This is a genomic window from Microbacterium sp. Root1433D1 (assembly GCF_001426835.1).
GTDB lineage: Bacteria > Actinomycetota > Actinomycetes > Actinomycetales > Microbacteriaceae > Microbacterium > Microbacterium maritypicum.
In genome coordinates this window covers 68,027-80,900 of sequence record NZ_LMFN01000004.1, presented here as the reverse complement: position 1 = coordinate 80,900, position 12,874 = coordinate 68,027, and the positions used below count along the sequence as shown (strand labels likewise).

The following is a 12,874-nucleotide window of genomic DNA, read 5'->3' as shown; positions in this document are numbered from 1 at the left end:
CAGTCGCACGATGCCCCTCCACCCCATCGAAGACGGATGACCGGGGGTTGGCCTTCGGGCGACCGGGAGGTGAACGGGCGTCGCGGGATCGGGCGCACCCGCCCCGGTACGCTGGAACCCATGCTCAACATGGCTGACGGCCTCGCCCGTCTCGGTGCGCTCGCCGAGAATCCGGTCGTCCGCACCCTCGCGACGGCGTTCGAGGATGCCGGGTTCGATCTGGCCGTCGTCGGCGGCCCGGTGCGCGACGCGTTGCTGGGACGCACGACCCACGACCTCGACTTCACGACGAACGCCTCGCCCGACGAGATCCTGTCCATCGTCACGCCGATCTCGACCGCGCAGTGGGACATCGGCCGTGCGTTCGGCACGATCGGCGCACGCGTGCAGCGTGAGCAGGTCGAGATCACGACCTATCGAGCCGACAGCTATGACGGCGTGACCCGCAAACCCACCGTGGAGTTCGGCGACACGATCGACGGCGACCTCGTGCGCCGTGACTTCACCGTCAACTCCATGGCACTGCAGGTGCCGGCCGTGAAGCTCGTCGACCCGACCGGCGGCGTCGAAGACCTCATCGCGGGGGTGTTGCGCACGCCCGCCGATCCTCGGGTCTCGTTCGGCGACGATCCGCTCCGGATGCTGCGGGCGGCTCGCTTCAGCGCGCAGCTCGGCTTCCGTGTCGAGGACGCCACGGCCGAGGCGATCACCGAGTTGCGCGAGACGCTGAAGATCGTGAGCCCCGAGCGCATCCAGTCCGAACTCGTGCGCCTCATGCAGACCGACGACCCGGTGCGCGGCATCCGCGTGCTGGTCGACACCGGACTGATCGACGAGTTCCTCCCCGAGGTCACCGACCTGCGCCTCGAAGTCGATGAGCACCACCACCACAAGGACGTCTACGAGCACTCGCTCACGGTGCTCGCCCAGGCGATCCAGCTCGAGCACTCCCGGCACCCCGGCGCCGCCCCCGACGTGCCGCTGCGCATCGCTGCTCTGCTGCATGACATCGGCAAGCCGCGCACCCGCAAGCTCGAGGCCGGGGGAGTGGTCACCTTCCACCACCACGACGTGGTCGGCTCGCGCATGGCCCGCAAGCGACTGCAGGCGCTGCGCTTCGACACCGACACCACCGACGCCGTCGCGACGCTCATCGAGCTGCACCTGCGCTTCTTCGGATACGCCGAGGGGGCGTGGACGGACGCGGCCGTGCGCCGCTACGTGCGCGATGCCGGCGACCTGCTGGAGCGTCTGCACATCCTCACCCGCGCCGACGTGACCACCCGGAACAAGCGCAAGGCAGGTCGCCTGGCCAGCGCATATGACGACATCGAGGCGCGCATCGCCGCACTGCGCGAGCAGGAGGAGCTCGACTCCATCCGTCCGGAGATCGACGGCAACCGCATCCAGCAGGTGCTCGGCATCAGCCCGGGGCGCGAGGTCGGCGAGGCGTACAGGTTCCTGCTGGATCTGCGTCTGGACGAGGGCGTGCTCGGAACCGAGGTCGCCGAGCAGCGGCTCCGGGAGTGGTGGGCCGCACGCGGCTGACCCGGCTCACCCCTCGCGTCGGCGTTCGAGCTCGGTGAACACCACGCCGCTGTCGTAGGTGACGGTCTCGACCGCGTCGAACTGTTCGGGGCGATAGGGGCGCTCGCCGAACAGGGGGATGCCCGAGCCGAACAGCAGGGGCTGCCGCTTGAGGACGAGGCGGTCGATCTCGTCGGCGAGTGTGGCGGCCAGAGCACCGCCGCCGCAGAGCCATATGGCGGCGCCTTCCTCGAGTTTCAGCCGGCGCACCACGGCGATCGGGTCTTCGGACGTGACCTCGAGGTTCTCTCCCTCTGCGGTGCGCGAGCGGCTGAAGACGATCTGGCGCAGGTGCGCGTAGGGGCTGGGCACACCGCCCACCTGATACGTGTTCCACCCCATCAGCACGGTGTCGAAGAGCGCGCGCTTCTGGGGGATGCCGAGCGCTGCGGCCGCGACGGTGGGGAGGGTGTCGGCGAACCGGGCGTTGATGCCCTCCATGTGGTCGCCCTCGATGAGGAATGCGTCGAACTCGCCGTTCGGGCCGGCGATGTAGCCGTCGAGGGTGACGGCGGCGTAGTACACGAGCTCTCGCATGATTCTCCAATCACTACATCTGTCGCAGTTACGGTACAACAGGCGTAGTGATTGCGCTAGTGTTCCGTGCATGGTGAAGAACGACTCCCGGCGACGGCTCATCGCGGATGCAGGACTCACGGTGCTCGCACGAGAGGGATCGCGAGGTCTCACGCACCGCGCGGTCGATACCGCCGCGCAGGTTCCGACGGGCACCACCTCGAACTACTTCCGCAGCAGGGACGCCCTGATCGAGGGTCTGGTCGAGCGGATCGGAGAGCGTCTCGCCCCCACCTCCGAAGACCTGGAGCGTCGTGCGACGGCGGAGCCCGGGCCCGCCCTGTTCGCCGACTACATCCGCGACATCGTGCGGCGACTGACCGAGGACCGCGACGTGACGCTCGCGCTGTTCGAGCTGCGACTCGAAGGCGGTCGGCGTCCCGAGGTCGCCGCCGTGCTCGCTGCCTGGCAGCGCGCCGGCTTCGACGGCGATGTGGCGTTCAACACCGCGGCCGGGCTCCCGGGCGGACGCCGCGAGATCGCGCTGTTCCACTACGCGATCGACGGGTTGCTGCTCGACAGGCTCACGACGCCGATCGATCCGGACACCTCCACCGACGAGGTGATCGACGACCTGGTCGCCGGGCTCCTGCGCTGACACGGTGAGGTGTTCCCTCCGGGGCAGTGCTCCTCGTACACTGAGGCAACGCACGCTCTCGACGATCGGAGACCGCTGTGTCTGCGCCGTGGCAGGTATCCCGCGAGTCCCTTCCCCCGACATCGCGACTTCTCATCGAGCGTGCGCACGAGGAACTGCTCGCCGGAAACCTCGACGATCGGCGTCTGCAAGAGGTGCGACCCCTCGTCCGTGAGTCGTGGGAGAGGTCCTGGCGCGGGCGGGTCGGCCCTGAGGGCGCTCCGCCGCTCGACCTGGTCAGCGACGAGCTCGACGCCTACCGTCTCGCGCATCCGCTCGCCTCGGTGATGGACATGATCCGTGCGCTGCTGCTGCCGGGTGAGGCAGAGGACACGGGAGTGATCATCGCGGTCGGCGACCAGGCCGGTCGCCTGCTGTGGATCGAGGGCGACAGCCAGCTGCGCTCGCTCACCGACGGCATGGGTTTCGTGGCCGGGGCCAACTGGTCGGAGGATGCCGTCGGCACGAGCGCGCCGGGAACCGCCCTCGCGCTCGGGCAGTCGGTGCAGATCCGCGGCGCGGAGCACTACAACCGACTCGTGCATCCGTGGTCGTGCACCGCGGCCCCCGTACGCGACCCGGAGACGCAGCGCGTGCTCGGCGTGATCGACATCACGGGCGGCCCCGAGGTCGTCTCGCTGCAGGCGCGACTACTGGTCGATGCCACGGCCCGCGCCGTCGAGTCGGAGCTGATGGTCGCCCGGCTCCGGCAGCGGAGCGAGGGATCCCGACCCCGATCCGCTGCGACGAAGGGACGCACTCCGGCGACCGCCAGGGCGACGCTGCATGTGCTGGGCCGCGACAGGGCGCGGCTGGAGACCGAGTCCGCGCACGACGAGTCGATGATCGAGCTCAGTGCGCGCCACGCTGCGATACTGCTCATGCTCGCCGTGCATCGCCAGGGCCTCTCGGCCGAGCGCCTGTGCGAGCTCGTCTACGGCCCCGGTGTCTCACCCGACACGCTCCGCCCGGAGATGGTGCGCCTGCGCAAGGTGCTCGAGCGCACCGCCCCCGACCTCGTGCCGGAGTCGCGTCCGTATCGCCTTCCCGTCGCCCTCGACACCGACGCACACGACGTGCTGTCCCTGCTCGATCGCGGCGCGCACCGGGTGGCGCTCACGGCCTATCGGGGTCCGGTGCTGCCCGAGTCGACGTCGCCCGGTGTCGAGGAGTTCCGCGAGTCGGTGAGGGCAGCGCTGCGTGAGGCGATGCTGTCCGAGGCGAGTCTCGACGTGCTGCTCTCCTACGCCGAGATCCCCGAGGGTCAGGGCGACGCCGAAACCCTCCGACTGGCGCTGGAGATGCTCCCCGCCCGGTCGCCGAAGCGCGCGGGACTGGTCGCCCGTATCGAGCGTCTCGAGGCCTGACCGAGCCTTGCAACCCGGCGCAACGTTGCGCACCAGGGTGCAACCTCGTGCGACCTACCTTCGAAGGACAGCCGCTGCACCGATGCGCGGCCCCGTCGAAGGAGACTCCCATGAGCATCGTCGAAGAAGACGTGTCCCTCGCCTACGCGGCCCCGGGCCAGCCGGGCGCCCTCGCGAACTACCGGCCGCGCTACGGCCACTACATCGGCGGCGAGTTCGTCGAACCGGTCAAGGGCCAGTACTTCGAGAATGTCAGCCCCGTTAACGGCAAGGCGTTCACCGAGGTCGGCCGCGGCACCAGCGAAGACATCGATCGGGCCGTCGAGGTCGCGTGGCAGGCGTTCGCGGGCTGGGGCAAGACGAGCCCGGCCGAGCGCTCGGTGATCCTCAACAGGATCGCGGACCGGATCGAGCAGCACCTCGAGGAGATCGCGGTCGCCGAGACGTGGGAGAACGGCAAGCCGGTGCGCGAGACGCTGGCCGCCGACATCCCCCTCGCCGTCGACCACTTCCGCTACTTCGCTGGCGTGCTGCGGGCGCAGGAGGGCGGCATCAGCCAGCTCGACGAGAACACGGTCGCGTACCACTTCCACGAACCGCTCGGTGTGGTCGGGCAGATCATCCCCTGGAACTTCCCGATTCTGATGGCGGTCTGGAAGCTGGCGCCCGCGCTCGCCGCAGGCAACTGCGTCGTGATCAAGCCGGCCGAGCAGACGCCGGCGTCCCTGCTGTTCCTGTTCGAGATCATCGGCGACCTGCTGCCCGCCGGCGTCGTGAACATCGTCAACGGATTCGGCATCGAGGCGGGCGCTCCCCTCGCGCAGCACAAGCGCATCCGCAAGGTCGCCTTCACGGGTGAGACCACGACCGGTCGTCTGATCATGCAGTACGCGTCGCAGAACCTGATCCCGGTCACGCTGGAGCTCGGAGGCAAGAGCCCGAACGTGTTCTTCGAAGACGTCGCCCGCTCGACCAGCGACCCGTTCTACGACAAGGCGCTCGAGGGCTTCACGATGTTCGCGCTGAATCAGGGCGAGGTGTGCACCTGCCCCTCGCGGGCGCTCATCCAGCGCTCGATCTACGACGGGTTCCTCGCGGACGGACTCGAGCGCGTGAAGAAGGTCGTGCAGGGCAACCCGCTCGACCCCGCGACGATGATCGGCGCGCAGGCATCGAACGACCAGCTGGAGAAGATCCTCAGCTACATCGACATCGGCAAGCAAGGCGGCGCGCGCCTGCTGACCGGTGGCGAGCGGGTCGACCTCGGCGGGGATCTGAGCGGGGGCTTCTACGTCGCCCCGACCGTGTTCGAGGGCACGAACGACATGCGCATCTTCCAGGAGGAGATCTTCGGGCCCGTGCTCTCGGTCACCTCGTTCGACGGATTCGACGACGCGATCTCGATCGCCAACGACACGCTCTACGGTCTCGGCGCCGGCGTCTGGAGCCGCAGCGGTGACACCGCCTACCGGGCGGGCCGGGCGATCGAGGCCGGACGCGTGTGGACCAACACGTATCACCAGTACCCGGCGCATGCCGCGTTCGGTGGGTACAAGCAGTCGGGCGTCGGTCGCGAGAACCACAAGATGATGCTCGACCACTACCAGCAGACGAAGAACCTCCTCGTCTCGTATGCAGAGGGCCCGATGGGCTTCTTCTGAGTTCGATCCCCGGGCGGGCGCTGCTCCCTCAGCGTCCGCCCGGCTCCCCCCGGAAGGCGGCAGTCATGGTCAGCATCGGCACCTACCAGCGCGTGGACGTGACGGAGGCTGCGGCCTCGCTCATACGCGAGCTGACCGCCCAGCACGGGCCGCTCATGTTCCACCAGTCCGGCGGCTGCTGCGACGGCTCATCCCCCATGTGCTATCCGGTCGGAATGTTCATCACGGGGCCGGGCGACGTGCTGCTCGGGGCGCTCGATGTCGGGCTTGATCAGTCGGTCGAGGTCTTCATGTCGCAGTCTCAGTTCGAGTACTGGAAGTACACGCACCTCACGATCGACGTCGTGCCGGGGCGCGGTGCGGGATTCAGCGTCGAGGGGCCGACGGGCATGCGGTTCCTCATCCGCTCCCGGATGCTGAACGACGCGGAGCTTGAGTACTTCGGGCTGGCGTCGCCCTCGGCGTGACTCGCCCGGTACTCAGCGCGGCAGTCGCGGAACAGCGTCGACGAGCGCCCGCGTGTAGGGGTCCTGCGGGGCGTGCAGCACGGCCGATGTCGCGCCCTGCTCGACCACGCGGCCGTCCTTCAACACCACGGTCCGGTCGCAGGCCGAGGCGATCGCGGTCAGGTCGTGCGACACCATCACGAGCGACAGGCCGTTCTCGCGGCGCAGCCGGTCGAGCAGCTCGAGCACCTGCACGCGCGTCGTCACGTCGAGTGCGCTGACCGGCTCGTCGGCCAGCAGCACCCGGGGGCGCGAGACCACGGCGCGCGCGATCGCGATGCGCTGACGCTGTCCTCCGGAGAACTCGTGCGGGTAGCGACGTGCGGTGTCGGCGGGGAGTCCGACCGAGTCGAGGGCTTCCGCGATGCGGCGCTGCGCATCGGCGCCGGATGCCAGACCCAGCGAACGGAGCGGTTCGCCGACGATCCGGTCGATGCGTTGGCGAGGGTCGAGAGACGAGTACGGATCCTGGAACACCGGCTGCACGCTCGCGCGGAACCGACGCATCTGTGCGCGGTCGCGCAGAGCGAGCGGGGCGCCCTCGAACAGCACCTGTCCGTCGCGCGGGGCGGTGAGCCCGAGCATCAGCCGCAGGATCGTGGACTTGCCCGCCCCCGATTCACCGACGAGGCCCAACGAGTCGCCCTCATCGATGCGCAGCGACACGTCGTCGAGAACGCGGCGCGATCCATAGGCGAAACCGGCCCCGCGCAGTTCGAGCAGCGTCATCGTCCGACCTCCCCGGCGTCGAGGAACGCATCGAGCGCACGGGCGCTGTCGACCAGCATCCGCGTGTACGGCTCGGCCGGCTCCTGCAGCACCTGCGCCACCGACCCCGCCTCGACGACGAGCCCGTCGCGCAGCACGACGATGCGATCCACCATGCGCGAGACCACGGCCAGGTCATGGCTGATGAACAGCAGCGCCATGCCGCGTTCGTCGACCAGGCGTTCCAGCAGTGCGAGCACGCCGTCCTGCACGGTCACGTCGAGCGCGGTCGTCGGCTCGTCGGCGATGAGCAGCTGCGGGCGGGCCGCGAGGGCGATGGCGATCGCCACGCGCTGACGCTGACCACCCGAGAGCTCATGCGGGTAGGCCCGCGCGATGCGGGTGTCGGACAGGGAGACCTCGTCGAGGGCCGTGGCGACGGCGCTCGTCAGCTCCGCCCCGCGCAGCCCGAGATGGCGTCGCAGCGGCTCAGCGACCTGCCGCCCCACCCGCATCAGCGGATCGAGCGCGGTGAGCGGCTCCTGGAACACGATCTGCGCGACGGGCCCGCGCAGCGGTCGGAGGTCGGCGTCCCGCGCTCCGATCACCTGGCGGCCGTCGAGCAGCACCGAGCCCGAGGCGCTGAGGGCATCGGGCAGCAGGCCCGTGACCGCGAGCGAGGTCAGCGACTTGCCCGAGCCGGACTCGCCGATCAGGCCCAGGCGCTCACCGGGCGCGAGGGAGAACGAGACATCGCGCACGAGCGCGCCCGCGCCGGAGCGGACCGTGAGGCCGGAGACGTCGAGGATGCTCATCGGCTCCTCCTGCGGGTCGGGTCGGCGAGGTCGCGCAGACCGTCGGCGAGGAAGTTCACACCGAGCACCAGCGCGATGATCGCGACGCCGGGAGCGATGGCGCCCACAGGGGCTGTGAGGACTGTGCCCTGCGCCTCCTGCAGCATCCGTCCCCACGACGCGTTGGGCGGCGGTGCTCCCAAACCGAGGTACGACAGGCTCGCTTCGGCCAGCACGGCGGCGCCGAACTGCAGCGCCAGGCTCACGGCGAGGGTGGGCGCGATGTTCGGCAGCACGTGCTGGAACACGACGCCGAGCACGCCGGTGCCGCTGGTGCGCGCCGCGGTGATGAACTGCTCCTGCAGGACACGCCGCGCAAGGATGCGGGTGAGACGGGCGACGACGGCCGACATCGCCAGGCCGATCGCGAGCACAGCCGACCACAGCGACGCGCCCTGCACGGCGACGACCAGCATCGCCAACAGCAGCACGGGGAACGCGATCACCACGTCGAGTCCTGCCGAGAGCGTGTCGTCGACCCACGGCCGGGCGAACGCCGCCAGGAGCCCGACGATCGTGCCGAGGAGAGCGGCGATCGCGACCGCGCAGGTGCCGACCACGAGCGCGATCCGCGCGCCCCACATCAGCTGTGAGAGCAGGTCGCGTCCGAGCCGATCGGTGCCGAGCAGGTGCAGGGTGCTCGGCCCCTCGAGACGGCCCCCGCTGGTGTCGGCGAGCGGGTAGGGCAGCCAGAACAGGGAGACCAGGGCCATCAGCACGATGAGACCCGTGAGCATGATTCCGATCAGCAGGGTCGCCTTCGGACGTCGGCGCACGGGCGCGGATCCGGTGACCAGCTGTTCGGCGACGCGGCTCATCGGTTCCCCGAGACACTCGTGCGCAGGCGCGGATCGATCAGCCGCTGCGCGATGTCGGCGGCGAAACCGACCAGCAGCACGAAGAGCGTGCTGACGACGAGGACGCCCTGGATGACCTGGAAGTCATGCTGCTCGATGGCGGACAGCAGGAGGCTGCCGAGACCGGGAAGCGTGAAGACGCTCTCGACGACCACTGCGCCGAGGAGGGTGGTCGACAGTTCGATGCCGAGGACCGCGACGACGGGGACGGCGCCGTTGCGCACGCCGTGGCGCAGCAGAGCCTCACCCATGCGGGAACCGCCGGCGCGGGCGGTGCGCAGATAGTCGCTGCCCAGCACGTCGAGCGTCGCCGAGCGGACGTAGCGACTGAGGGAGGCGCTCATGACGATCACGATCGTGATCACCGGCAGCGCGAGCGAGCGCAGTGCGTCCGCCGGATCCTCCCAGTCCTTTCGGGGGAAGCCGCCGGAGGGCAGCACGCCCCACCCGAGCGCGAACACCCAGACCAGCACCACACCCACCCAGAACACGGGCACGGCGACACCGAGCTGCGCGAAGCCCGAGAGCGCGATGCCGTACCAGCGGTCGGCCTTCACGGCGGCGGTGATGCCGATCACGAGCGAGACGAGCAGCGCGATGGTGAAGGCGATGAGGGTGAGCGGGAGCGTCACGGCGAGGCGATCGGCGATGTCGGGTCCGACGGGACGGGAGCTCAGGAACGACTCGCCGAGATCGAGACGGAGCAGCTGCGTCGCCCACGTCGTGAACTGCTGCAGCAGGGGCTGGTCGGAGCCGACCTGGGCGCGCGCGGCGGCGATCTGCTCCGGGGTGGCGTTCACGGAGAGCAGCGCGTTGGCCGGGTCGCCGGGGAGGAGGCGCAGCAGCACGAAGATCGCGACCATCGCGACGACGAGCGATACCGCGAGGAACGCGAGGCGGCGCAGCAGGTAGGCGAGCATGGCTTCTCAGGATGAGGTGGGGGATGCCGACGCGCGGCATCCCCCACGCACGTCAGGACTTGACGATGTCGTAGGCGAAGAACTGCGAGTTCAGGCCGTTGACCGGGTATCCGCTGAGGTCACTGGAGGCGACCACGATCTGCGGGTACAGGTACAACCATACGCTCGCGGCATCCGCGGCGATCTTCTCGTTGACCTGCTTCAGCAGGGCCGTCTGCTCGTCGGTCGTGGCGGCCTGCTCGGCCTGGGCGACCCACTGCTGCACGTCGGCGTCGTTGTAGCCCCAGTAGAAGTCGGGGTTGCCGTACCAGACCACGTCGCGGTCGTTCACGTGCTCCTGCAGAGTGGCCTCGAAGTCCTGCTCCTTGAACACCTTCGTGTACCACTCGTCGGCGCTGATCGTGTTGATCTCGACCGTGATGCCGACCTCGGCGAGCTGCGACTGCAGGAACTCCGCCACGGCGGGGTGCGGATCGTAGCTCGGGGTGTCGAGCGTGAACGTGAAGCCGTCGGCGTAGCCGGCCTGCGCGAGCAGGTCCTTCGAGAGCTCGACGTCGTACGGGTTCACGGAGGTGAGGTCCTCGTACCAGGGGTCGGTCGGCGGCACCATCGACCCGATCAGCGTGCCGTAGTCGCCCCAGATCGACTCGAGGAGCTTCTTCGTGTCGATCGCGGAGTAGACCGCCTTGCGCACGAGCGTGTTGTCGAAGGGGGCGACGCGGTCGTTGAAGGCGAGCAGCTCCTTCGTGGTCGAGGTGCCCTCGCTCACGACGTAGTCGTCGGAGTCGAACTGCGTCAGCGAGTCCGGGTTCTGCACGCTGGTGATGACGTCGATCTCACCCGTGAGGAGGGCGTTGTTCTCCGCCGTCGCGTCGGTGAAGTACGTGTAGACGACCTCGCCGTTCTTGGCGGGCTCGCCCCAGTAGTCGTCCCAGCGCTGCAGGGTGAGCGTCGAGCCCTTCTTCCACTCGTCGAGCGTGTAGGGGCCGGTGCCGTCTTCCGTGCTGGTGATGTCGCCGGCCTCGTCGTTCACGATCCACACGTAGCTGAGGTTGTACAGGAACGAGATCGACCGCTGCGACAGCGTGAACACGACCGTCTTGTCGTCGGGGGTGGCGATGTCGGCGATCGTCTTGAAGCTCGACTTGCGGGCCGAGACCGAGTCCTCGGCGGTGACGGCTTCGACGCTCGACTTCACGTCGGCGGAGGTGAGCGGGTCGCCCGAGTGGAAGGTCACGCCGTCGCGCAGAGTGATCGTGTAAGTGAGGCCGTCGTCGGACACCTGGGCGTCTTCGGCGAGGAGAGGTTCGACCTCGCCGTCATCCGTGAGCCGGTACAGGCCCTCGTAGACGTTGCCGGTCAGAGCCTCGGTCACGCCCTGCCCGCCGCCCTGGGTGTTGCTCAGGTTGGTCGGCTCGTACAGCGAGCCGATGAAGATCGTGGCGTCTTCGCTCGCGGTGGCGTCGTCGCTCGTACCGGACGCGCAGCCGGCCACGAGGGCGAGCGTGGCGACGGCACCGAGCGCGCCGAGGATGCGGGTTCTTCTCATGAGTGCTCCAGGGTGAGGGTGTGCGGCGTCACGCCGCGTAGATGTCGAAGCCGTCGTGGAACACGACGTTCTTCTCGCCTGCTCGGATAGGCAGGGGGAAGCGGTTGGAGGCCGGCGGCAGCGGGCAGTTGTACTGGGCGCTGAAACCGCACGGCGGTACGAACGCACGGTTGAAGTCGAGGACCACCGAGCCCTCGTCGTCGCGCAGCTGCACGAACAGGAAGCGACCGGATCCGTAGGTCTCCGATCCGTTGGTCTCATCGCCGAAGACGAGCAGCAGGGTGCCGCCGTCGTCGAAGGCGGCGAGGGTGTACTCCTGGCCGTCGAGCTCGAGGCGGATGTCGCCGGGGACGACCAGGTCGCGCGTGCCGCCGTTGTCGCGGATGTGCTCGAAGGACACGCGACGGTCGCCGGAGACCGGGGTGAAGTGTCCTTCCAGAACCCACGCAGGGTCGTAGTCGTAGGTGTCGATGCGGTCGAAGGCGCGGATGGCGGGCGCCTCGGCGTCCCATGCACGCAGGCCGTGTTCGGCCTGACCGGTCTCGATGTTCGTGCGCTCGATCGGGGTCACGGTCACCGTGGGCGGCGCGTCGCGCTGCGCAGCGTCCAGGTCAGGGCGCTCGCCGGTCCAGCGGGTCTCGATCAGGGCGAGGTTGCCGGTCGCCGACGTGACGGCGGCGCGGCGCTCGGCCTGCCAATGGGTGTGATCTTCGCGTTCAGACATCACTTTCAATTCTCTTGCATGGAGAACGCGGTCGGGTCGCGCACGTCACTCGGAGTAACGCATGGCGGCGCATCGCCTCAGCCCTTTCGGCGTACGGGTATCTGCCGTACACTCCGAGGATGAGCACTTCGACTTCTCCGCTGAAGAGCGCCCGCCTGGAGTTCCGCGTCACCGCGGACCAGAAGGAGGTGATCGAGGAGGCAGCCGCGATCGAGGGTCGCACTGTGACGGACTTCTCGGCGTCTGTGCTGGTGGAGAGGGCGCAGGAGGTCATCGAGCGCGAGCGTCGGTTGCGCGTCGATGCCGTCCGGTTCGACGCCTTCATCGAGGTCATGGAGCGTCCGCCCCGCACCGTCGAGGGTCTGCGAGAGCTGATGAGACGCGATTCGGTCTTCGTTGACTGAGTTCCTGACCCCGCGACCTCTCGCGTCCGGCGACAAGCTCTCGGACTTCCGCTGCGGGGAGGAGAGCCTCGATACCTGGTTGCGGGGACGAGCCCGCTCGAATGAGAAGAGCGGCGCTTCGCGCACGATGGTCTCGGTCACGCGGGAGGGGAGGGTCGCGGGGTACTACTGCCTGGCTTCCAGTGCCATCGACCGCGGCGACGGGCCGCCGCAGCTGGCGGGCGGCATGCCCGTGTCTGTTCCCATCGTGCTGCTCGGGCGTCTGGCTGTGGACCGGGAGTACGCCGGTCGGGGTCTCGGGTTCTCCCTCCTGCAGCACGCGACGATGCGAGCGCTCGAAGCCGCAGACGCCATCGGCGTCCGTGCCATCCTGGTGCACGCGATCAACGACGACATCGTCCCGTTCTACGAGCGATTTGGCTTCACCGCCTTCCCCGAGGCGCGTCGTACCCTCTTCCTCCTCGTGCAGGATGCACGCGCGACCCTCGCGCGGTGATCCGGCTGCCCCGCTCCTCGGAGTAACG

14 protein-coding genes are annotated in these 12,874 nt (G+C 69.0%); 7 read left to right on the top strand and 7 right to left on the bottom strand.

The annotated features are described in order from the left end of the window. The first annotated feature begins 120 nt into the window (after positions 1 to 120). Positions 121 to 1,548, top strand: coding sequence for a CCA tRNA nucleotidyltransferase (locus ASD13_RS16055; RefSeq protein ID WP_055871468.1), 1,428 nt, complete (start codon positions 121 to 123; stop codon positions 1,546 to 1,548). Between the two features lie 6 nt (positions 1,549 to 1,554). Here the strand turns inward: ASD13_RS16055 and ASD13_RS16050 are convergent, their stop codons facing one another. Further along, the gene (locus ASD13_RS16050; protein WP_055871466.1) at positions 1,555 to 2,124 is read right to left on the bottom strand and encodes a dihydrofolate reductase family protein; all 570 of its coding nucleotides are present in this window, start codon (positions 2,122 to 2,124) and stop codon (positions 1,555 to 1,557) included. A gap of 70 nt (positions 2,125 to 2,194) precedes the next feature. Here ASD13_RS16050 and ASD13_RS16045 point away from each other — a divergent pair, with 70 nt between their 5' ends. From ASD13_RS16045 to ASD13_RS16030, 4 genes are all read left to right on the top strand, one after another. Continuing rightward, complete coding sequence (locus ASD13_RS16045; RefSeq protein WP_055871463.1) at positions 2,195 to 2,761, top strand: TetR/AcrR family transcriptional regulator; 567 nt, start codon at positions 2,195 to 2,197, stop codon at positions 2,759 to 2,761. A gap of 77 nt (positions 2,762 to 2,838) precedes the next feature. Continuing rightward, positions 2,839 to 4,167: a GAF domain-containing protein gene (locus ASD13_RS16040; protein WP_055871460.1), complete on the top strand. Its 1,329-nt coding sequence runs from the start codon at positions 2,839 to 2,841 to the stop codon at positions 4,165 to 4,167. A gap of 110 nt (positions 4,168 to 4,277) precedes the next feature. Further along, positions 4,278 to 5,828: an acetaldehyde dehydrogenase ExaC gene (gene exaC, locus ASD13_RS16035; protein ID WP_055871457.1), complete on the top strand. Its 1,551-nt coding sequence runs from the start codon at positions 4,278 to 4,280 to the stop codon at positions 5,826 to 5,828. A gap of 65 nt (positions 5,829 to 5,893) precedes the next feature. After that, positions 5,894 to 6,295 (top strand): DUF779 domain-containing protein, encoded by a 402-nt coding sequence (locus ASD13_RS16030; protein ID WP_055871453.1) that lies wholly within the window; start codon positions 5,894 to 5,896, stop codon positions 6,293 to 6,295. Positions 6,296 to 6,307: 12 nt separating this feature from the next. Here ASD13_RS16030 and ASD13_RS16025 read toward each other — a convergent pair whose 3' ends face one another. From ASD13_RS16025 to ASD13_RS16000, 6 genes are read right to left on the bottom strand one after another with little or no spacing between them, the layout of a single operon-like run. Further along, on the bottom strand, positions 6,308 to 7,063 hold the full coding sequence (locus tag ASD13_RS16025) for an ABC transporter ATP-binding protein (protein WP_055871451.1): 756 nt from the start codon (positions 7,061 to 7,063) through the stop codon (positions 6,308 to 6,310). Beyond that, positions 7,060 to 7,857 carry an ABC transporter ATP-binding protein gene (locus ASD13_RS16020; protein ID WP_055871449.1) on the bottom strand — a complete coding sequence of 266 codons (798 nt, stop codon included), beginning with the start codon at positions 7,855 to 7,857 and terminating at the stop codon, positions 7,060 to 7,062. The genes ASD13_RS16025 and ASD13_RS16020 overlap by 4 nt, the downstream gene beginning before the upstream one ends. Further along, the gene (locus tag ASD13_RS16015) at positions 7,854 to 8,714 is read right to left on the bottom strand and encodes an ABC transporter permease (protein ID WP_055871446.1); all 861 of its coding nucleotides are present in this window, start codon (positions 8,712 to 8,714) and stop codon (positions 7,854 to 7,856) included. The genes ASD13_RS16020 and ASD13_RS16015 overlap by 4 nt, the downstream gene beginning before the upstream one ends. Next, complete coding sequence (locus ASD13_RS16010; RefSeq protein WP_055871443.1) at positions 8,711 to 9,673, bottom strand: ABC transporter permease; 963 nt, start codon at positions 9,671 to 9,673, stop codon at positions 8,711 to 8,713. Before ASD13_RS16010 ends, ASD13_RS16015 begins: the two co-directional genes overlap by 4 nt. 52 nt (positions 9,674 to 9,725) lie before the next feature. Continuing rightward, the gene (locus tag ASD13_RS16005) at positions 9,726 to 11,222 is read right to left on the bottom strand and encodes an ABC transporter substrate-binding protein (protein WP_055871440.1); all 1,497 of its coding nucleotides are present in this window, start codon (positions 11,220 to 11,222) and stop codon (positions 9,726 to 9,728) included. A 28-nt stretch (positions 11,223 to 11,250) separates the two neighbouring features. After that, the gene (locus ASD13_RS16000; protein WP_055871437.1) at positions 11,251 to 11,946 is read right to left on the bottom strand and encodes a DUF1684 domain-containing protein; all 696 of its coding nucleotides are present in this window, start codon (positions 11,944 to 11,946) and stop codon (positions 11,251 to 11,253) included. 119 nt (positions 11,947 to 12,065) lie between these two features. On the opposite strand from ASD13_RS16000, the gene ASD13_RS15995 reads away from it, so the two are divergent. Then, a complete protein-coding gene (locus tag ASD13_RS15995; RefSeq protein ID WP_017829871.1) occupies positions 12,066 to 12,350 on the top strand; it encodes a type II toxin-antitoxin system TacA family antitoxin in 285 nt (94 codons plus the stop codon). After that, positions 12,343 to 12,846, top strand: a complete 504-nt coding sequence (locus tag ASD13_RS15990; protein ID WP_055871434.1) for a GNAT family N-acetyltransferase — start codon at positions 12,343 to 12,345, stop codon at positions 12,844 to 12,846. Before ASD13_RS15995 ends, ASD13_RS15990 begins: the two co-directional genes overlap by 8 nt. Positions 12,847 to 12,874: the final 28 nt, after the last annotated feature.

Bases quoted from the DNA above. Each gene is read 5' to 3' on its own strand.
- ASD13_RS16055 (WP_055871468.1), top strand. From the start codon at position 121: ATGCTCAACATGGCTGACGGCCTCGCCCGTCTCGGTGCGCTCGCCGAG.
- ASD13_RS16050 (WP_055871466.1), bottom strand. From the start codon at position 2,124: ATGCGAGAGCTCGTGTACTACGCCGCCGTCACCCTCGACGGCTACATC.
- ASD13_RS16045 (WP_055871463.1), top strand. From the start codon at position 2,195: ATGGTGAAGAACGACTCCCGGCGACGGCTCATCGCGGATGCAGGACTC.
- exaC (WP_055871457.1), top strand. From the start codon at position 4,278: ATGAGCATCGTCGAAGAAGACGTGTCCCTCGCCTACGCGGCCCCGGGC.
- ASD13_RS16030 (WP_055871453.1), top strand. From the start codon at position 5,894: ATGGTCAGCATCGGCACCTACCAGCGCGTGGACGTGACGGAGGCTGCG.
- ASD13_RS16025 (WP_055871451.1), bottom strand. From the start codon at position 7,063: ATGACGCTGCTCGAACTGCGCGGGGCCGGTTTCGCCTATGGATCGCGC.
- ASD13_RS16020 (WP_055871449.1), bottom strand. From the start codon at position 7,857: ATGAGCATCCTCGACGTCTCCGGCCTCACGGTCCGCTCCGGCGCGGGC.
- ASD13_RS16015 (WP_055871446.1), bottom strand. From the start codon at position 8,714: ATGAGCCGCGTCGCCGAACAGCTGGTCACCGGATCCGCGCCCGTGCGC.
- ASD13_RS16010 (WP_055871443.1), bottom strand. From the start codon at position 9,673: ATGCTCGCCTACCTGCTGCGCCGCCTCGCGTTCCTCGCGGTATCGCTC.
- ASD13_RS16005 (WP_055871440.1), bottom strand. From the start codon at position 11,222: ATGAGAAGAACCCGCATCCTCGGCGCGCTCGGTGCCGTCGCCACGCTC.
- ASD13_RS16000 (WP_055871437.1), bottom strand. From the start codon at position 11,946: ATGTCTGAACGCGAAGATCACACCCATTGGCAGGCCGAGCGCCGCGCC.
- ASD13_RS15995 (WP_017829871.1), top strand. From the start codon at position 12,066: ATGAGCACTTCGACTTCTCCGCTGAAGAGCGCCCGCCTGGAGTTCCGC.